15 protein-coding genes, 2 tRNA genes, 2 rRNA genes and 1 riboswitch are annotated in these 18845 nt (G+C 53.3%); of the genes, 7 read left to right on the top strand and 12 right to left on the bottom strand.

The features are described 5' to 3' along the window. Positions 1-11: 11 nt before the first annotated feature. From VFA_RS02060 to choV, 7 genes are all read left to right on the top strand, one after another. Entirely contained in the window at positions 12-1802 is a 1791-nt protein-coding gene (locus tag VFA_RS02060) for an aminopeptidase P family protein (RefSeq protein ID WP_004724293.1), read from the top strand. A gap of 267 nt (positions 1803-2069) precedes the next feature. After that, on the top strand, positions 2070-2672 hold the full coding sequence (gene betI, locus VFA_RS02055; RefSeq protein WP_004724292.1) for a transcriptional regulator BetI: 603 nt from the start codon (positions 2070-2072) through the stop codon (positions 2670-2672). Positions 2673-2680: 8 nt separating this feature from the next. Then, entirely contained in the window at positions 2681-4141 is a 1461-nt protein-coding gene (gene betB / locus VFA_RS02050) for a betaine-aldehyde dehydrogenase (protein WP_004724291.1), read from the top strand. A gap of 9 nt (positions 4142-4150) precedes the next feature. Next, complete coding sequence (gene betA, locus VFA_RS02045; protein WP_004724290.1) at positions 4151-5872, top strand: choline dehydrogenase; 1722 nt, start codon at positions 4151-4153, stop codon at positions 5870-5872. Between the two features lie 10 nt (positions 5873-5882). Beyond that, on the top strand, positions 5883-6812 hold the full coding sequence (locus VFA_RS02040; RefSeq protein WP_004724289.1) for a choline ABC transporter substrate-binding protein: 930 nt from the start codon (positions 5883-5885) through the stop codon (positions 6810-6812). A gap of 51 nt (positions 6813-6863) precedes the next feature. After that, positions 6864-7706, top strand: coding sequence for a choline ABC transporter permease subunit (choW, locus tag VFA_RS02035; protein ID WP_004724288.1), 843 nt, complete (start codon positions 6864-6866; stop codon positions 7704-7706). Continuing rightward, on the top strand, positions 7703-8887 hold the full coding sequence (choV, locus tag VFA_RS02030) for a choline ABC transporter ATP-binding protein (RefSeq protein ID WP_004724287.1): 1185 nt from the start codon (positions 7703-7705) through the stop codon (positions 8885-8887). Before choW ends, choV begins: the two co-directional genes overlap by 4 nt. Before the next feature lie 122 nt (positions 8888-9009). Here the strand turns inward: choV and thiH are convergent, their stop codons facing one another. From thiH to VFA_RS01970, 12 genes are all read right to left on the bottom strand, one after another. Further along, positions 9010-10122 (bottom strand): 2-iminoacetate synthase ThiH, encoded by a 1113-nt coding sequence (gene thiH / locus VFA_RS02025; RefSeq protein ID WP_004724286.1) that lies wholly within the window; start codon positions 10120-10122, stop codon positions 9010-9012. Further along, positions 10119-10889 (bottom strand): thiazole synthase, encoded by a 771-nt coding sequence (locus tag VFA_RS02020; RefSeq protein ID WP_004724285.1) that lies wholly within the window; start codon positions 10887-10889, stop codon positions 10119-10121. Before VFA_RS02020 ends, thiH begins: the two co-directional genes overlap by 4 nt. Before the next feature lie 5 nt (positions 10890-10894). After that, the gene (thiS, locus tag VFA_RS02015; protein ID WP_004724284.1) at positions 10895-11101 is read right to left on the bottom strand and encodes a sulfur carrier protein ThiS; all 207 of its coding nucleotides are present in this window, start codon (positions 11099-11101) and stop codon (positions 10895-10897) included. Beyond that, the gene (locus VFA_RS02010) at positions 11098-11907 is read right to left on the bottom strand and encodes a HesA/MoeB/ThiF family protein (protein WP_004724283.1); all 810 of its coding nucleotides are present in this window, start codon (positions 11905-11907) and stop codon (positions 11098-11100) included. Before VFA_RS02010 ends, thiS begins: the two co-directional genes overlap by 4 nt. Beyond that, positions 11894-13096, bottom strand: coding sequence for a thiamine phosphate synthase (locus tag VFA_RS02005; RefSeq protein ID WP_004724282.1), 1203 nt, complete (start codon positions 13094-13096; stop codon positions 11894-11896). Before VFA_RS02005 ends, VFA_RS02010 begins: the two co-directional genes overlap by 14 nt. Positions 13097-13099: 3 nt before the next feature. Beyond that, positions 13100-15049 (bottom strand): phosphomethylpyrimidine synthase ThiC, encoded by a 1950-nt coding sequence (gene thiC / locus VFA_RS02000; RefSeq protein WP_004724281.1) that lies wholly within the window; start codon positions 15047-15049, stop codon positions 13100-13102. A gap of 110 nt (positions 15050-15159) precedes the next feature. Further along, a riboswitch (TPP riboswitch) is annotated at positions 15160-15258 on the bottom strand. Positions 15259-15309: 51 nt separating this feature from the next. After that, a complete protein-coding gene (gene crcB / locus VFA_RS01995) occupies positions 15310-15693 on the bottom strand; it encodes a fluoride efflux transporter CrcB (RefSeq protein ID WP_004724280.1) in 384 nt (127 codons plus the stop codon). 138 nt (positions 15694-15831) lie between these two features. After that, complete coding sequence (locus VFA_RS01990; RefSeq protein ID WP_004724279.1) at positions 15832-17214, bottom strand: multicopper oxidase family protein; 1383 nt, start codon at positions 17212-17214, stop codon at positions 15832-15834. A 278-nt stretch (positions 17215-17492) separates the two neighbouring features. Then, positions 17493-17569 (bottom strand) — tRNA-Trp (locus VFA_RS01985). 57 nt (positions 17570-17626) lie between these two features. Next, positions 17627-17703 (bottom strand) — tRNA-Asp (locus VFA_RS01980). Positions 17704-17735: 32 nt separating this feature from the next. Next, positions 17736-17851, bottom strand: a 5S ribosomal RNA gene (gene rrf, locus VFA_RS01975). A 93-nt stretch (positions 17852-17944) separates the two neighbouring features. Beyond that, positions 17945-18845: ribosomal RNA gene (locus VFA_RS01970) — 23S ribosomal RNA — on the bottom strand; the annotation flags it as partial.

Genomic DNA, 18845 nt, shown 5'->3' with positions numbered 1-18845 from the left:
GATAATCACCGATGCCACACTCCATTTCACAACGTGTTACCGAGCTGCGTCACTGGCTGGCACAACACGATTTCGATGCACTCATTGTGCCTCACGAAGATGAATATCTGGGCGAATACGTGCCCGAACACAACGAACGTCTGCATTGGCTGACCGGGTTTACCGGTTCAGCGGGTGCGGCAGTGATCACCCGCGAACAAGCCGCGATCTTCGTCGATGGTCGGTATACCGTGCAAGTTCGCAAACAAGTTCCAAGTGACCTGTTTGCGTATCACCACTTGATTGAAGAACCCTACTTGGCGTGGCTGAAAAACGCGCTCCCCAACGGTGGCAAAGTGGCTTACGACCCACGCATGCACCGCGCCAGTTGGCTCAACGCCGCGCAAGCGACACTGGGAACCACGCTGCCGTTGGTCGCCACCCGCGGCAACGCCATTGACCAACTGTGGCACGATCGCCCAGCGCCTGTCGTTTCGGACATGCGCCTGATGGGCAATGATCTGGTGGGCGTCGACAGCGCAACCAAGCGCCGCACCATCGCAGAGATTCTGGTCAGCAAAAACGTCGACAGCGCCATTTTGACCGAACTTGATTCCATCTGCTGGCTGCTCAACATTCGCGGCTTGGATGTCTCTCGCCTGCCAGTTCTGCTGTCGCACGCGATTGTGCATGCCGATGCCAGCGTTGACTTCTTCCTCGATCCCGCACGGTTAGCGCCGGGCTTTGATGCCCATGTCGGCGCCGGTGTTCGCGTTCATCAGCCCGACACCTTGGAATCCCACTTGGTGCAACTGCGCGGCACACGCGTGATGGTTGATCCTGCCACCAGCAATGCTTGGTTTACCTTGGTACTGCAAAACGCGGGCGTTGAACTGCTCAACGATGCCGATCCGTGCCTGCTGCCTAAAGCGGCGAAAAACGCCACCGAAATTGCCGGCATGAAAGCGTGCCATGTGCGCGATGGCGCAGCGATGACCAAGTTCCTCGCCTGGCTGGATAGCGAAGTGGCGACCGGCCGGTTGCACAATGAGGCTGAATTGGCCGATCAACTGCAAGCGTTCCGCGAACTCGACCCAACGCTGGCCGATCTGAGCTTTGATACCATTTCGGCCGCATGCAGCAACGCCGCCATGTGCCACTACAACCACTTGAACCAGCCGCAACCGGGCCAGTTGGAAATGAATACACTGTATCTGGTCGACTCCGGCGGTCAGTACATCGACGGCACCACCGACATCACTCGAACCATCGCCATTGGTGATGTGAGTGACGAGATGAAACAGCAATTTACGCTGGTGCTCAAAGGCCACATCGCACTCGCCAAAGCGCGGTTCCCTCAAGGCACCTGCGGCCATCAGTTGGACGTGTTGGCACGCCAATACCTGTGGGCCAATGGCTATGATTACGATCACGGCACCGGCCACGGCGTCGGCCATTTCCTGAGCGTGCATGAAGGCCCGCAACGTATCAGCAAAGTGTTCAACAACGTTGCGCTGCGTCCGGGCATGGTGCTGTCAAACGAGCCGGGTTACTACCGTGCCGACGGCTTTGGTATTCGTATTGAAAACTTGGAATTGGTTACGGAAGTCGCCACCCAAGGTGATTTCAATGTGCTCGGGTTTGAATCACTCACCCGCTGCCCGATTGATGTGCGCGCCATCAACGTCAACCTACTGACCAAACCGGAACTCAACTGGTTGAACGCCTACCACGCCACGGTATGGGATGAAGTCAGTCCGTTGGTCGATGGGGATGTTCTCGCTTGGTTGCGCCAAGCAACGCAGCCCATCCATCACGCTTAAGGGCCTCAGGCCACGATCAATCCCTTAACGACGTTGTCGTTAAGGGATTTTTTTCGTTTACACCCCGCAACAATTACATTTACCACTAAACGTTACGCATCAAATTAATTTTTTATTTATCCATTAAATACCTGTTTTTAATCAACTAACTCACCAAAATCATCCAAAGCCACCCAAGTCACGCCCATATTTTAGTTTGAGATCTAATGATTTTTTGTTTAACGTATATTTAACTAATCGTTCAATTAAAAATGATAAGGACTCGTGATGCCGAAAGTTGGGATGCCAGATATACGCAAGCCACAGTTGGTTCAAGCCACCATGGCGGTGATCGAACGCGTGGGGTTACATGCGGCCAGTATCGCGCTGATCAGCCGTGAAGCCGGCGTCTCAACCGGCATCATCAACCACTACTTCGGCGGCAAACACGGATTGCTGGAAGAGACCATGCGCGCGATTTTGCGCGAGCATTCGGTCACCGTCACACAGGCGTTGGCGAAATTGCCTCGCGATGCGCATCAGGCACGCATCAACGCCATCGTCAATGCCAACTTCGAAGGCTTCCAAGCCGAAAGTCAGGTGGTCAAAACCTGGCTGGCGTTTTGGTCTTACTCGATGCACGACGCTCAACTGCATCGTTTGCAGCGCGTGAACGAACAGCGCCTGCTCTCTCACCTCAAAATTGAACTGAACGCCCTGCTACCACGCCACCACGTTCAATCGGTGGCCCACGGCATCGCCGCCCTGATCGATGGCATTTGGCTACGCGGCGCACTGAACCCCGACGGGATCAACGCCCAGCAAGCGCGCGTTTTGATCAACGACTACTTAGACATACAACTGGCGCAACATGCGCTGACAACCGACTAGGTCTTCACATGGAACATGCATCACTTTACATCGATGGCGCGTTAACTCACGCGACATCCGGGGAAACCTTTACCTCATACAACCCCGCCACAGGCGAACCGCTCGCTGTATTGGGCCACGCCAGCGCCGCAGACGTGCAGGCAGCGGTGGATTCTGCGCAGCGCGGTTTCGCAATTTGGTCGGCAATGACCGCCGTAGAGCGCAGCCGCATTCTGCTCAAAGCCGTGGCGATTTTGCGCGAACGCAACGACGAACTGGCCCTGCTCGAAGTGCTTGATACCGGCAAACCGATTCAAGAGGCAGACTGTGTGGACATCGCCACCGGCGCCGACGTGATTGAATACTTCGCCGGCCTCGCACCCGCGCTGCAAGGCGAGCAACAACCACTCTCCGCCAGCCAGTTTTTCTACACCCGCAAAGAGCCGTTAGGGATTTGCGCTGGCATTGGCGCGTGGAACTACCCGATTCAAATCGCGATGTGGAAATCAGCGCCTGCGCTCGCCGCGGGTAATGCGATGATCTTCAAACCGTCGGAAGAGACGCCGCTCAGCGTGTTGAAACTGGCGGACATCTTTACCGAAGCGGGCATGCCTGCGGGCGTGTTTAACGTCGTGCAGGGCGATGGCCGAGTCGGCCAGATGCTGACCGCGCATCCGGCGATTGCCAAAGTCTCCTTCACAGGCGAAACCGGCACCGGTAAAGCGGTGATGGCAGACAGCGCGCGCAGCCTTAAATCCGTCACCATGGAACTGGGTGGTAAATCCCCGCTGCTGGTGTTTGAGGATGCCAAGCTTGATCAGGCGGTTTCTGCGGCGATGGTCGCCAACTTCTACACCCAAGGCGAAGTGTGCACGAACGGCACCCGCGTGTATGTGCATGCGCATTTGTACGACGCATTCATCGATCAGCTGAAATCCCGCACCGAACAACTGATCGTGGGCGATCCGCAAGATCCGCGCACTCAAATCGGCGCGCTGATCTCCAACGATCATATGCACAAGGTTTTGGCCGCCATCGACAGCGCCAAAGCGTGCGGTGCCAAGCTGCTGACCGGCGGCTACCAAGTGACAGACAACGGCTTGGCCAATGGCAATTTCGTTGCGCCGACGGTGTTTGTCGACTGCGACGACAACATGGATTTTGTGCAGCAAGAAATCTTTGGCCCAGTGATGGCCGTCATGAAGTTCGATGACGAACAAGAGGTCATTCAACGCGCCAACAACACCCACTACGGCTTGGCCGCAGGTGTCTTCACGCAGAACCTGTCGCGCGCGCACCGTGTCATCCACCAGTTTGAAGCGGGTATTTGCTGGATCAACACCTGGGGTGACTCGCCAGCGCCAATGCCCGTTGGTGGCTACAAGCTCTCGGGCGTGGGACGTGAAAACGGCATCGAAACGCTCAGCCATTACACCCAAACCAAAAGTGTATTGGTGGAACTGGATGATTTCGTCGGGCCATATGCGTAAGGAGACAGCATGAAACAACACTTTGACTACATCGTCATCGGTGCGGGTTCCGCTGGCTGCGTGCTGGCCGATCGTTTAACCGAAAGCGGTGAACACTCCGTGCTGCTGCTGGAAGCCGGCGGCAGCGACAAGAGCATCTTCATTCAGATGCCCACCGCGCTCTCATACCCGATGAACAGCGACAAATACGCCTGGCAGTTTGAATCGCTGCCCGAGCCGGGTCTCGATGGCCGCGCCCTGCACTGCCCGCGTGGCAAAGTGCTCGGCGGTAGCTCGTCGATCAACGGCATGGTGTACGTGCGAGGCCACGCGTGTGACTTTGATGAGTGGCAACAACACGGCGCGACAGGCTGGGATTACGCGTCGTGTTTACCGTATTTCAAACGCGCGGAACGCTGGCGCGGCGGCGCGGATGACTACCGTGGCGGCGAAGGTCCACTCGCGACTTGCAACGGCAACGACATGACGCTCAACCCGCTCTATCAAGCCTTTATCGATGCCGGTCAGCAGGCCGGTTACCCCAAAACCGACGATTACAATGGCTATCAGCAAGAAGGCTTTGGCCCGATGCACATGACCGTCGATAGTGGCGTGCGCGCCTCCACCGCCAATGCGTACTTGCGCCGCGCACTTAAGCGCAGCAACCTGACGCTGCTAAAAGGCGTGTTGACGCGCAAAGTGGTGCTGAAAAACAAACGGGCAATCGGTGTCGAGTTTGAACGCAACGGCCAAATTCAAGTCGCGTTTGCCAATCGTGAAGTGGTCTCCAGCGCAGGCTCGATCGGTTCGCCGCACCTGCTGCAATTGTCCGGTATCGGCCCGCGCGACGTGTTAGAACACGCAGGGATTGACGTGCACCACGAACTGCCCGGTGTGGGCGAAAACTTGCAAGATCATCTGGAAATTTACTTTCAGTATCGTTGCCAACAACCCATCACACTCAACAGTAAGCTGGGGTTGATCAGTAAAGGCATGATCGGTGCCGAATGGATACTGACCAAACGCGGTTTGGGGGCCACCAACCATTTTGAATCGTGCGCGTTTATTCGCTCACGTGCCGGACTCAAGTGGCCTAACCTGCAATACCACTTTTTACCAGCCGCCATGCGCTATGATGGACGCACCGCGTTCGACGGTCACGGGTTTCAAGTTCACGTGGGCCCCAATAAACCGATGAGTCGCGGTCGCGTGTGGCTTCGTTCTAGCGATCCCAAACAAAAACCGGCGATTCTGTTTCGTTACCTGTCCGAACCGCAGGACATTCAGGACTGGCGCGATTGCATTCGCCTCACACGTGAAATTCTGGCGCAGCCGGCGCTGGATGATTACCGCGGCGATGAAATTCAGCCTAGTCTTGCGGTCAGCAGCGATGCCGAGATTGATGCGTGGGTGAAGCAAAATGTCGAGAGTGCCTACCACCCGTCGTGCACCTGTAAAATGGGCGCCGATGATGATGACATGGCCGTGCTCGACAGCGCTTGCCGAGTCCGTGGCATTGACGGGCTGCGCGTCGTGGATTCGTCCGTCTTTCCCACCATTCCCAACGGCAACTTAAACGCGCCGACCATCATGGTCGCCGAGCGCGCCGCCGATCTGCTGCTGGGTAAAACGCCTCTGGCCCCCAGCGACGCCCCCGTTTGGATCGCGCCGCAGTGGCAGACCCAACAACGTCAAACCGCGCCGCAACGCGCGCTGGATGCTCAACCGTCCGTGGCACTGGACACACAATAAGGAAATCCCCATGCGTCACCTCATGACTTTCACCGCAGCCACGCTGCTTTCTCTCAACGCCTATGCCGACAACTGCAACACGGTACGTTTTGCCGATGTGGGTTGGACGGACATCACGGCAACCACCGCCGTCACCACTGAACTGCTGCATGGTTTGGGCTATCAAACCAAAATCGATTTGCTGTCGGTCCCCGTCACCTATTCATCGATGGCCAATGGCGATATTGATGTCTTCCTTGGCAACTGGATGCCAACCATGGAAGGCGACATCGCCAAGTATCGCGATGCCGGCACCGTGGAAACGCTCCGCGCCAACCTCGAAGGCGCCAAATACACACTGGCCGTTCCTCAATACGTGTATGACGCCGGCGTGCACTCGTTCGCGGATCTCGCCCAGCACGCAGACGCATTCAAGCACCGCATTTACGGCATCGAACCGGGCAACGATGGCAACCGTCTGATTCAATCCATGATCGATAACAACGCCTTTGATCTCAACACCTTCGATCTGGTTGAGTCGAGCGAAGCTGGCATGGTATCGCAAGTCAAACGAGCCGTGCGCCGCAAACAGTGGATTGCCTTTTTGGGTTGGGCGCCACACCCCATGAATAGCAATGTCAAGATGGCCTACCTCAGCGGTGGCGATGATTACTTCGGTCCGAACTATGGCGGGGCCAACGTGTATACCAACGTGCGTCAGGGCTACGTTTCGCAGTGTCCGAATGTCGGCCAGTTGCTCAACAACCTCTCTTTCAATCTGGAGATGGAAAATGCATTGATGGAAGCGATCCTCAACCAAGGTCAACAACCATCGAAGGCGGCCAAAGCGTGGTTGCGTGAGCACCCGGAAGTATTGTCAAAGTGGCTCAGCAAGGTCACCACACTCAATGGCAAACCTGCTGAGCAAGCCATCCAAGACTACCTTAACTCCGATATTTAATTCAGCGCCGGTGGAGTCCATCTCCACCGCACTTCAAGGACTTCTCAACTTATGATTAGCGATCACAAAATTCCGTTAGGCCATTGGATGGAAGCCGGAGTCGACTGGCTGACCCTGCATGCGTCCGGCTTTTTCGATGCCATTTCATTTCTGCTCGAAAGCATCATCATGGTGCTGGTCGACGTGTTCAAATGGTTCCCGCCCGCCGTGCCGATTATCGTCACCGCCGCTCTCGCGTGGTGGCTGCACCGCAGCCTGTCGTTGGTGATTTTCATCATCGCTGCACTGCTGCTGATTCTGAATTTGGGCTACTGGCAGGAAATGCTGGAAACTTTTGTTTTGGTGTTTGCCGCGACAACGATTTCCGTATTAATTGGCGTGCCCCTTGGCATCATGGCGGCGCACCGTCCGTGGATGTACACCGTGATGCGACCGATCCTCGATTTGATGCAAACCGTACCGACGTTTGTGTACCTGATTCCGACGCTGGTGTTGTTTGGTCTGGGAATCGTACCGGGGCTGATCTCGACGATTATCTTTGCCATTGCGGCGCCCATTCGTCTGACCTATTTGGGTGTCACACGAGTGCCGGAAGCACTAATTGAGGCAGGAAAAGCATTCGGGGCCAGCAAGATGAAATTGCTGTTTAAGGTCGAGCTGCCGGCGGCGTTACCCAGCATCATGGCGGGCATCACACAATGCATCATGCTGTCACTGTCGATGGTGGTGATTGCCGCGCTGGTTGGCGCAGATGGGTTAGGAAAACCGGTCATTCGCGCACTCAACACGGTGAACATTTCGCAGGGCTTTGAAGCCGGTCTCGCCATTGTGCTGGTTGCGATTATTCTCGATCGCTTGTGCAAAGCGCCCAACAGCAAGGAGGTGTCATCATGAACGCCATCAGTATTGAAAATCTGGATGTGGTGTTTGGTTCTCATACCGCACCCGCTCTCGACTTACTAGACCAAGGCAAAAGTCGTCAGCAAATCATCGATGAAACGGGCCTCGTGGTAGGCGTGGATAACGTCAGCTTGGATGTTCAACAAGGTGAAATCTGCGTGTTGATGGGCTTGTCGGGTTCCGGAAAATCCAGCCTGTTACGTGCCGTGAATGGCTTGAATCCAATTACGCGCGGCGCCCTAAAAATTCAAGATGGCGATCAGTGCATCGATTTAGCCCACTGCGACGATGCCACCCTGCGTCACCTACGCACTCATAAAGTCTCGATGGTGTTTCAAACGTTCGCCTTGATGCCGTGGCTAAATGTGCTGGATAACGTGGCGTTTGGTTTAGAGATGCAAGGTATCGGCAAGGGCGAACGCCGTCAGCGGGCGCGCGAAAAACTGGCCATGGTTGGCTTGTCGGAGTGGGAAACGAAATTCCCTCATGAACTCTCTGGCGGCATGCAACAGCGTGTCGGTCTGGCTCGCGCCTTTGCAATGGACAGTGACATTTTGTTGATGGACGAACCGTTCTCCGCCCTCGACCCGCTGATTCGCAGCCAACTGCAAGATGAGTTGCTGAGCCTGCAAAAACAGCTCAACAAAACCATCATTTTTGTGAGCCATGATTTGGACGAAGCCCTGAAGATTGGCTCACGCATCGCCATCTTAGAATCCGGCAAACTGATTCAGTATGGCAAGCCAGAAGCGATCGTCCTGACGCCTAAAACACAATATGTCCAGGACTTCGTGGCTCATACTAACCCACTGAATGTGCTCAAAGGCCGTTCGTTGATGAACAGTTGCGACGACCTGATTCAAGACAACGGTCGCTGGCAGATTTGTCAGCAGTCAGATGTATGGGTGGAACAGCAAGCGCAGCGCTGGGTGGTGTCTGGCGATTCCCCGTTAAAACTGATTGAATGGCATGACGAGATGTCACACCAGCACCTCACCCCCGACACCTTGGTGATGGCCAGCCCAGACATCGACATGCGCGATGCGATTGAAATCCGCTACCACACCGGCAACCCGATTTTGCTGATGGAGGAAAACCAGTTGATCGGCACGTTAAGCGATCATGATTTCTACCATGCACTGCTCGGCAAATATCACCAAGCGGATGCGGCTTAAATGAGGTCAACCCAGTGAGCCGCTTGAGGCGTCCTCAATAGAATCGCTGAAAAATGGAATCGATAGAAGAAAGGCGACCATCAGGTCGCCTTTTTGTGTTTCACGTGAAACATGATCATCGTTTAGCCAGAGTAAACGGCATGCCAATCATGCCACACCGCTTCCAACCCTTTGGCTTTCATGGCCTGTTCCACTTGCCAAGCCGGCCGTTCATCGCTGGTCGCGAACTGCTCCAATTCCGCTTTGGGATCGGCATATCCTCCCGGCTGGGTCTTCGATGCCGCCGACATACTGGTGATGCCCAACATGGCCACATTGTCGCGAAACGCTGGCGTCTCACGCGTCGACAAAGACAACTCTACTTCCGAGTTCAACAAACGAAACGCACAGATCAGTTGCACCAATTGCTTGTCACTCATCACCGACTTGGGTTGCAACGCCCCTTCACAGGGTCGCAAGCGCGGAAACGAAATCGAGTAACGTGACTGCCAATACGTCTTCTCCAAATAGTGAAGATGTTCGGCGACGTAGACACAATCGGTACGCCAATCTTCCAGACCAATCAGCGCGCCCAAACCAATTTTATCAATCCCGGCTTTGGCCAATCGGTCAGGCGTGTCGAGACGAAAATTAAAATCCATCTTATTGCCGCGCAAGTGATGCTGCGCATATGTCGATGGATGGTACGTTTCCTGATACACCATCACCGCGTCGAGCCCCAAGGTTTTCAACTCGGCATACTCTTCCAGCTTCAGCGGTTGCACTTCCATTGCCAGATAATGGAACGACTGCTTAATCATCGGCAGCATTTGACGAAAGTAATTCATGCCAACTTTGGTTTCGTGCTCACCGGTGACGAGCAGTACGCTGTCAAACTTCATCTGCTTGATCGCCGCAATCTCCTGCGCCACTTCATCTTGAGATAACGTTTTACGCTTGATGCGGTTCTCCATAGAAAAACCGCAATACGTGCAGGCGTTGGCACACAAGTTCGATAAGTAGAGTGGAATGTAAAACGACATGGTATTGCCAAAGCGGCGCCGAGTCGCCTGATAAGACAGTTGTGCCATCTGTTCCAAGTACGCTTCTCCAGCGGGAGAAATCAGGGCTTTGAAATCCTCCACGTCGCGTTTGCTTTTTGCCAGTGCTCGCTCAACGTCAGCCGCGGTTTTGCCGTACACCGACAACTTAATGTCATCCCAATCCAGTTGGTTGAATCGTTGTACAAAGCTCATCGTGAACCATCCAGAAATGCAGTGAACGGACTCGATGCGGCAGCGTGTTGGTGTTGTGCCGCCAAGCCAGATTCATACGCCAGTCGCCCCGCTTCCACCGCGAGTTTGAAAGCGCGTGCCATCGCAATCGGATCGCTTGCAGTGGCAATGGCGGTATTCACCAGCACGGCGTCGGCCCCCATCTCCATCGCCAGCGCTGCATCCGAAGGTGCGCCAATGCCCGCATCGACAATGACCGGCACGTTCGCTTGATCGATGATGATTTCCAGAAAGGTCTTTGAACTCAACCCCTGATTGGTACCAATCGGCGCACCGAGCGGCATGACCGCAGCGCAGCCCACTTCCTCCAACCGTTTACACAGCACCGGATCGGCATGGCAATACGGCAACACCGTAAAGCCGTCCTTCACCAACTGCTCCGCTGCTTTCAGCGTTTCAATCGGGTCAGGCATCAGGTATTTCGGATCTGGGTGGATTTCCAGTTTGAGCCACGACGTCCCCAACGCTTCACGCGCTAAATGCGCGGCAAACACCGCATCACGCGCTGTTTTGGCACCCGAGGTATTGGGTAGTAAATGAATTCCCGCCGCAATCAACGGCGCCAGAATGTCATCATCACGTTCGGCCAAGTCAACGCGCTTCAGCGCCATGGTGACCAGTTCAGATTCACTATCGCGAATGGCATCGGCCATCACATGACGATTGGCAAATTTGCCTGTCCCGGTTAAAAGCCGGGAGCGAAAAGTTTTATCAGCTATGGTAAACATGGCGTTTAGCCTCCTGCAATCGCCTGAAAGAGAGAAATGTGGTCACCGTCGTTGAGCACCGTTTGGTGCCATAAACCACGCGGAATCACCTGATCATTGATGGCAAACACGCAGCCTTGTACTGGCAGTTCAAGTTGCGCTTGCACGCTCGCCAAGGTGCTGCCAATTTGGGTGATGTGCGGTTGCGCGTTGATGTGAATCGTCATCGTCATGACTCGTCCTCGTTGATTGGGGATGCTAGATTGGTGGTTGAATGAGGTTTGGACGGAGACGCGCAGCATACCGAACAATCGGGATCATTCAGCAAGTGCCATTTTTGCCACTGCATGTTCAGTCCGTCAAACCGCATCACCTGATGGGATTGGAAATGGTTGAGTTGCAGCAACCACTGCATCGCCATCAATGCTTGCAGGTTACCGATGGAACCCACCACAGGCCCCATCACACCGAGATCGGTGCAACGTCCCGAGGTAGGAGTGACATCATCCGGCACCAAGCAGCGATAACAGCCTTGGGGCTGATTGGCAAAATCAAACGCCACCAATTGGCCTTCCCAGCCAATCGCCGAACCGGCGATCAGAGGCTTGCGCGCAGCAAAACACGCTGCGTTGATCGCATGACGTGTCTCTAGATTGTCACTGCAATCGAGTACGATATCGGCGTGCGCAACTTCCAAGTCCAGCACGCTGCCCGCCATTTTGCGCTGCACAGTGCGGACCCGGCAGTCAGGATTGATGCTTGCCAGTGTTTGTGCCAAGGCTGCGACTTTCGGCAGCGTCAACTGCGTCATGCGATATGCCAATTGGCGATGCAAGTTGGACAACTCGACACAATCGTCATCGGCAATCACCAGAGAACCGACACCGGCTGCCGCCAAATATTGCGCTGCAGCCGTACCTAAACCGCCGCAACCGACGATCAAGATTCGGCCATTGAGGAGCTTGTGTTGACCACATTCACCTACATCAGGCAACGCGACTTGGCGTTGATAGCGAACAAATTGTTCATCCGACAACATGGTTGCGCTCCTTCGTCGATGCCAGCGACAGCGTGAAAATCTGCTGCAACGTGTGGGTAGCAACAGCCACATCCTTTGCCTCAGTAATGGCTCTCACCACGGCAATACTGGTGACGCCGCACGCCAGAACGTGCTCGGCGTTAAGCGCATCAATCCCGCCTATCGCCACACTGGGCACCCCCGTGGTGTCACCATAAGGCATCGAATCAAGCAGTTGTTGATACAACGCCAAGCGCACCAGCCCCTGCGGTTTGGACGGCATTTGTTTGGTGGTGGTCGGAAAAATATGCCCCAAGGCAATGTAACTCGGCGCCAATTGGTGAATGCGCAGCAATTCAAAATAACCGTGAGTGGATAAACCCAGACGAAGGTTATTGTCCGATAGCACCTTCAAATCGACCGCCTGCAGATCTTCCTGCCCAAGGTGCACGCCATAAGCGCCATGCTTTACCGCCAGCTGCCAGTAGTCATTAATAAACACCTGCGCCCCGAACTGGCGACCAAGACGAATGGCTTCCATCACCTGCTGTTCCAAATCAGCTTGATGCGAGTCTTTGATGCGCAGTTGAATGGTGGAGATCCCCAGCGGCAATAATTGCGCAATCCAACGGACATCATCCACCACTGGGTACACACCCAATGACGCCGGCTTCAGGGTTGGAAACGCAGAAAATTCAGCTTGGGTGCGTGGTTGAGGAAAGTGTCGGTAGTCGCTTGGCCATGTTTCACGTGAAACATTCAATGCCGCTCTGCTCAAAACCAACGCATCTTCGATGGGAAAATCGAGACTCAGACACGCCAGCACCCATGCCAAATGACGCCCATAGTCACGAGGTTCCAAGGGGGTGACTTGAAGCAAGTAACGGACTTCATCAGAATGTTGCCAATGGTCGGTCACGCGCCCCTGATGCTCGTCGCCAATAAAAATCCAACGGTCATGCATTGCTGTGGACGCATAATCATCAGCCACAGCACCATAGTGCAACACCCAATCAGCATCTGGCTGAACATGGGGGAACCAATTGCAAGACAAACGGAGAGTCGTGTCACCAACAAGTTGCAAATCAGGCGTTGGGCTCACGCCCAACTCGATATGTCCAATCGCAAAACCTTGTTGTTCAGCGAGCAATAGCACCCGCTGCACGTCTCCCGTCAGTTCAATGCATTGAGATGGGATAAGTAATTTCACGATTTATTCCTCTGTCACCGTCTCGGCAGACGCAACCGCGGGGTGATACAGTTCCGATCCCGTGGCTAAGAACTCCTCAGATTTCTGACGCATGCCTTCCAGCGGATCGTCGATAACTTTCACCTCAACCGATTGTTCACCAGTCATCTTGTCAGCATTGGCGTATGTACGGCGCACTTCCTGCGAGATTTTCATTGAACAGAATTTCGGGCCACACATCGAACAGAAGTGCGCGACCTTGCCTGACTCCTGCGGCAACGTTTCATCGTGGAATGCGCGCGCCGTGACTGGATCCAGCGACAGGTTGAATTGGTCTTCCCAACGGAATTCAAAACGCGCTTTCGATAACGCGTTGTCGCGAATCTGCGCGCCAGGATGCCCTTTGGCCAAATCAGCCGCATGGGCAGCCAGCTTGTAGGTAATCAGACCGGTTTTGACATCTTCTTTATTCGGCAATCCCAGGTGCTCTTTGGGCGTCACGTAACACAACATGGCACAACCAAACCAACCGATCATCGCAGCACCAATGCCCGAGGTGATATGGTCATAACCCGGCGCGACATCGGTCGTCAGTGGACCCAAGGTGTAAAACGGCGCTTCATGACAATGTTCCAACTGCTCGTCCATATTGGCTTTGATCAGATGCATGGGCACGTGTCCTGGGCCTTCAATCATCACTTGCACGTCGTATTCCCACGCCACTTGAGTCAGCTCGCCCAATGTTCTCAATTCAGCAAACTGCGCTTCATCGTTGGCATCAGCAATCGAACCCGGACGCAAACCATCGCCCAATGACAGCGCCACATCGTACTTAGCACAAATCTCACAGATCTCGCGGAAGTTCGTATAAAGGAAGTTTTCCTGATGATGAGCCAGACACCATTTGGCAATGATCGAGCCACCGCGTGACACAATGCCAGTGACACGCTTCGCGGTCATCGGCACATAACGCAATAGCAAACCGGCATGAATGGTGAAGTAATCCACCCCCTGCTCTGCCTGTTCTAACAACGTATCGCGCATCACTTCCCAAGTCAGGTTCTCTGCAATACCGTTCACTTTTTCCAGCGCTTGATACATCGGCACGGTCCCAATCGGTACCGGACTATTGCGTAGAATCCATTCTCGTGTTTCGTGAATATTCCGTCCGGTCGACAGATCCATCACGGTATCGCCGCCCCAACGGGTGGCCCACACCAGCTTTTCAACTTCTTCTTCAATCGACGAACTCACGGAGGAGTTACCAATGTTCGCATTGACCTTCACGAGGAAATTGCGGCCAATAATCATCGGTTCCGATTCGGGGTGGTTAATGTTACATGGAATGATGGCACGGCCTTCCGCCACTTCCTGACGAACAAATTCAGGGGTGATTGTTTTTGGCAAATGAGCACCAAAGTGTTGCCCCGGATGTTGGCGGTTTAACTGCTCATCTTGATAGTGGTGGCGCCCCATATTTTCACGCAGCGCAATGTATTCCATTTCCGGTGTAATGATCCCCTGACGGGCGTAATGCAGCTGCGTCACACGACGACCAGCTTTCGCACGGCGAATTACAGGAAGGTTGCCATAACGCAATTCATCCAGAGTCTGGTCGGCGAGGCGTTCACGCGCGTACGCTGAACTCATGCCCTCGAGAACTTCGGTATCCTCGCGCTCCATAACCCAGTGTTCACGCAGTTTGGGCAACCCCTGATAGAGATCGATAGTGTAATTTGGGTCGGTGTATACACCTGAAGTATCGTACACACACACCGCTTCGTTCGGTTCATAGACGGGTGCGTCTTTCGTACCACCGATCAAGCTGTCGGCGAGCGAAATTTCGCGCATTGGTACGCGGATATCGTCACGCGACCCAGTCAGATAGGTTTTCTTTGAATTGGGGTACGGCTGTACCGAGAGGGTTTCAATAAACTGTTTGGCTTCCAGTCTCGCTTGTTTGCGACTCGACATAGCATTTTCCTTGATGAGGATTTTAGGGATAAATGCTTGGCGGAAAGATGCGACAAGAGGTGATCAGACAGATCTTGGAACTGAAGATACGACGATCCACAGATCGCCAGAGATTGTCTTCTCTTGTTCCCTTCGCAGGTTCTAACCTGATCAGGTTCAACGGATCCCGAATAAACGGTCTCAGCCTTATGGCACTCCGACAAGTGAAATCATTATAGAGCAGTGATATTGCTAAACAAGCAGAAAAGTAGAGTTTTTAATCAACCACGGACCAGCCACTGGTACGCGACCCAAGCGGCCGAGATACTCAGCAACACGTTGAGCAGCACGTTTAAACCCATTTTAAAAAACGCTCCTTGTTGCATAAGTAGTACGTTATCCATCGAAAAGGTGGAAAATGTGGTCAATGCGCCCAAAAAGCCCAACCCGATGATCTGACGCCAAGGGTATGGCGCTAACCATTCATTTTCAAAAGATGCAATGAGCAATCCCATAATGAACGAACCGACGATGTTGACGGTTAACGTGCCGTAGGGGAAATTGCGCCCAAAGAGTGTTACACACCATTCCGAAACCAAATAACGCGAACAGGCACCCACTGCACCACCGATGGCAATCAAACCTAAAATTGCAAATTGTCCCATGTGCCCTCCAAATGTATTGCCATCATTGTACTGGTTCATTGATGAAAAATGAGCCAGTACGGGTAAAAAAATAGTTTTCAATAACAGCACTAGATAGCCAAAGTGCGAAGAAATACAAAAGTTACAGGAGTCACTTATTTAAGCAACTTCGATAAACCCCATCAATCCGGTTTTCATATGCTCGATCACGTGGCAGTGATACATCCATCGTCCAGGGTTGTCGGCAACAAACGCTGCCTTGGCACTGCCATTTTTGCCTAGCAGTACGGTATCGGTATGAAACGGTTTTTCCAGAACTTGACCATCAAGCTCCAACACTGTAAACGTGTGACCATGTAGGTGAATAGGATGATGGTACTGCGTGACATTGCGTAAATTGAAAATATAGGTTTTTCCCAATTCCAGTTTTGCCAAGGGTTCAGGAATGTGCTCGGCACTCATCCCTTCCCACGCACGTTTATTCACCAACCAGAAGTTGGGCACAGCGTGACCACGCTTATCCGCAGGTGTCACTGCACCTTCCCATTCAAATACAAAATCGATTTCTTGCGCTTGATACAGCTTTACAGGGGCGATCGGATTCAATGGTAATCGAGGGATGGATTTCCCATTGGCCAGCCAAGACTCCTCACAGAGGAACTCACACAACGGAAAAGCGAACTTCCCTTTCATTTGCCGAACATAAACCGTTTCACCCACTTTGGGCGCGATAAAGGCAATGTCTAAACGCATGCCAGGGCCAATTTTATGTTGCGTTAGCAGATATGGCGTTTCGACCGGGTTGCCATCAATCGCAATGATCCACGCCTCTGCACCTTCGACAGCGATTGGATAAGTGATCGTGTTATCCACGTTGGCAATACGAGCTCTCACCGTCGCATTCTGTTTAATCGTGTATTGCGGATTGTGTTTACCGTTCACAGTCCCCCACTCGCCGGGCGTTCCCATCCGCGCACTGTAGCGTGGGATCATTAAATCTTTCCACTGACCTTTTTTGTCCAAATGCCAATGTTTCAGCATGAGTGGGTATTCATGATCAAAGGCCACAGGTTCGGCCTCATCAACAATGATCAAGCCCACTAAGCCCATCCCGAGCTGTTTGACACTATTCATGTGTGGGTGGTACCAAAACGTACCCGCATCCGGCGGTGTAAACTCATAGGTAAACGTCTCACCGGGTAGAATGGGAGGCTGACTCAGAAAAGGCACCCCATCCATGGCAATGGGAATGCGTAGACCGTGCCAATGTATAGTCGTCGGTTCATCCAACTTGTTGGTAAAGTGGATCGTCACCTTCTGTCCTTGGCGACAACGAATGATAGGAGCTGGGATGGAACCGTTGAACCCGAGAACGGGTGTCGAATAATCTGGTACTAACGTGGCGTTCGCCGGTTCAGCGGTCAGTTGATAAACATATTCGTCCGGGCTTGAGACCAATCGAATCAACGAACACGCTGGTAATGCAGCGGTGAGACCGAAAGCTGACCCAATTTTTAAAAAGTGACGACGCGAGATATCCATAACCAGTCCTAATAACAATGTTTTCTGGATTGGTAATAAAACTGATTCGCAACAAAATGTAAATGATGAGCCGTTGAAATCTGAAAGAAAAATTGAGCAAATTCAGATTCACTGCGAGGTTTTAAGGTGGTGGGTAACTCCAAGGAGTCAATCGATACAGGAAGCGATGAATGGCTGGGGTAAAAGAAACGACTGAGCTGACGCGGCAACACCCAATACGAGTTGTTTCAAAAGCCACAAACAAAAAAGCCCCAGCTTTCGCTGAGGCTTTATAATGATGGCAGGGGTGGAGAGATTCGAACTCCCAACACGCGGATTTGGAATCCGCTGCTCTGCCAATTGGAGCTACACCCCTAAATTTAGTCTTCCAGATTGAAGAAAACCCCAGCATTGCTGCTGAGGTCTAAATAAGTGGCGGAGCGGACGGGACTCGAACCCGCGACCCCCGGCGTGACAGGCCGGTATTCTAACCAACTGAACTACCGCTCCGCACTGGTTAGACTCAAGAGTCTAAATTTAAAGCCTGGCGATGTTCTACTCTCACATGGGGAGACCCCACACTACCATCGACGCTGTTTCGTTTCACTTCTGAGTTCGGAATGGAATCAGGTGGGTCCAAAACGCTATGGTCGCCAAGCAAATTCTTAAAATTCGGAAAGCTGTTTTCGTTCTCTCAACACATTCTTATGCGCTTAGCTTTGAGTCCAGTACAAAACCCCTTGGGTGTTGTATGGTTAAGCCTCACGGGCAATTAGTACAGGTTAGCTCAACGCCTCACAACGCTTACACACCCTGCCTATCAACGTTCTAGTCTCGAACAACCCTTTAGGACAGTTAAACTGTCAGGGAAGACTCATCTCAGGGCTCGCTTCCCGCTTAGATGCTTTCAGCGGTTATCGATTCCGAACTTAGCTACCGGGCAATGCGTCTGGCGACACAACCCGAACACCAGAGGTTCGTCCACTCCGGTCCTCTCGTACTAGGAGCAGCCCCCTTCAATCTTCCAACGCCCACGGCAGATAGGGACCGAACTGTCTCACGACGTTCTAAACCCAGCTCGCGTACCACTTTAAATGGCGAACAGCCATACCCTTGGGACCGACTTCAGCCCCAGGATGTGATGAGCCGACATCGAGGTGCCAAACACCGCCGTCGATATGAACTCTTGGGCGGTATCAGCCTGTTATCCCCGGAGTACCTTTTATCCGTTGAGCGATGGCCCTTCCATTCAGAACCACCGGATCACTATGACCTGCTTTCGCACCTGCTCGAACCGTCATTCTCGCAGTTAAGCGGGCTTATGCCATTGCACTAACCTCACGATGTCCAACCGTGATTAGCCCACCTTCGTGCTCCTCCGTTACTCTTTGGGAGGAGACCGCCCCAGTCAAACTACCCACCAGGCACTGTCCTCAACCCGGATAACGGGTCTAAGTTAGAACATCAAACATACAAGGGTGGTATTTCAAGGTCGGCTCCAACGCAACTGGCGTCACGTCTTCAAAGCCTCCCACCTATCCTACACATGTAGGTTCAATGTTCAGTGCCAAGCTGTAGTAAAGGTTCACGGGGTCTTTCCGTCTAGCCGCGGGTACACTGCATCTTCACAGCGATTTCAATTTCACTGAGTC

The organism is Vibrio furnissii CIP 102972 (assembly GCF_000176175.1).
Lineage (GTDB): Bacteria > Pseudomonadota > Gammaproteobacteria > Enterobacterales > Vibrionaceae > Vibrio > Vibrio furnissii.
Note: the sequence above shows the minus strand (reverse complement) of the source record. Positions and strands in the feature narration are given on the sequence as shown.

Coding starts and splice junctions, on each gene's coding strand:
- choV (WP_004724287.1), top strand. CDS start 7,703: ATGAACGCCATCAGTATTGAAAATCTGGATGTGGTGTTTGGTTCTCAT.
- VFA_RS02010 (WP_004724283.1), bottom strand. CDS start 11,907: ATGTTGTCGGATGAACAATTTGTTCGCTATCAACGCCAAGTCGCGTTG.
- VFA_RS02040 (WP_004724289.1), top strand. CDS start 5,883: ATGCGTCACCTCATGACTTTCACCGCAGCCACGCTGCTTTCTCTCAAC.
- betB (WP_004724291.1), top strand. CDS start 2,681: ATGGAACATGCATCACTTTACATCGATGGCGCGTTAACTCACGCGACA.
- thiH (WP_004724286.1), bottom strand. CDS start 10,122: ATGAGCTTTGTACAACGATTCAACCAACTGGATTGGGATGACATTAAG.
- betA (WP_004724290.1), top strand. CDS start 4,151: ATGAAACAACACTTTGACTACATCGTCATCGGTGCGGGTTCCGCTGGC.
- betI (WP_004724292.1), top strand. CDS start 2,070: ATGCCGAAAGTTGGGATGCCAGATATACGCAAGCCACAGTTGGTTCAA.
- thiS (WP_004724284.1), bottom strand. CDS start 11,101: ATGACGATGACGATTCACATCAACGCGCAACCGCACATCACCCAAATT.
- crcB (WP_004724280.1), bottom strand. CDS start 15,693: ATGGGACAATTTGCAATTTTAGGTTTGATTGCCATCGGTGGTGCAGTG.
- thiC (WP_004724281.1), bottom strand. CDS start 15,049: ATGTCGAGTCGCAAACAAGCGAGACTGGAAGCCAAACAGTTTATTGAA.
- VFA_RS02020 (WP_004724285.1), bottom strand. CDS start 10,889: ATGTTTACCATAGCTGATAAAACTTTTCGCTCCCGGCTTTTAACCGGG.
- VFA_RS02060 (WP_004724293.1), top strand. CDS start 12: ATGCCACACTCCATTTCACAACGTGTTACCGAGCTGCGTCACTGGCTG.
- VFA_RS01990 (WP_004724279.1), bottom strand. CDS start 17,214: ATGGATATCTCGCGTCGTCACTTTTTAAAAATTGGGTCAGCTTTCGGT.
- choW (WP_004724288.1), top strand. CDS start 6,864: ATGATTAGCGATCACAAAATTCCGTTAGGCCATTGGATGGAAGCCGGA.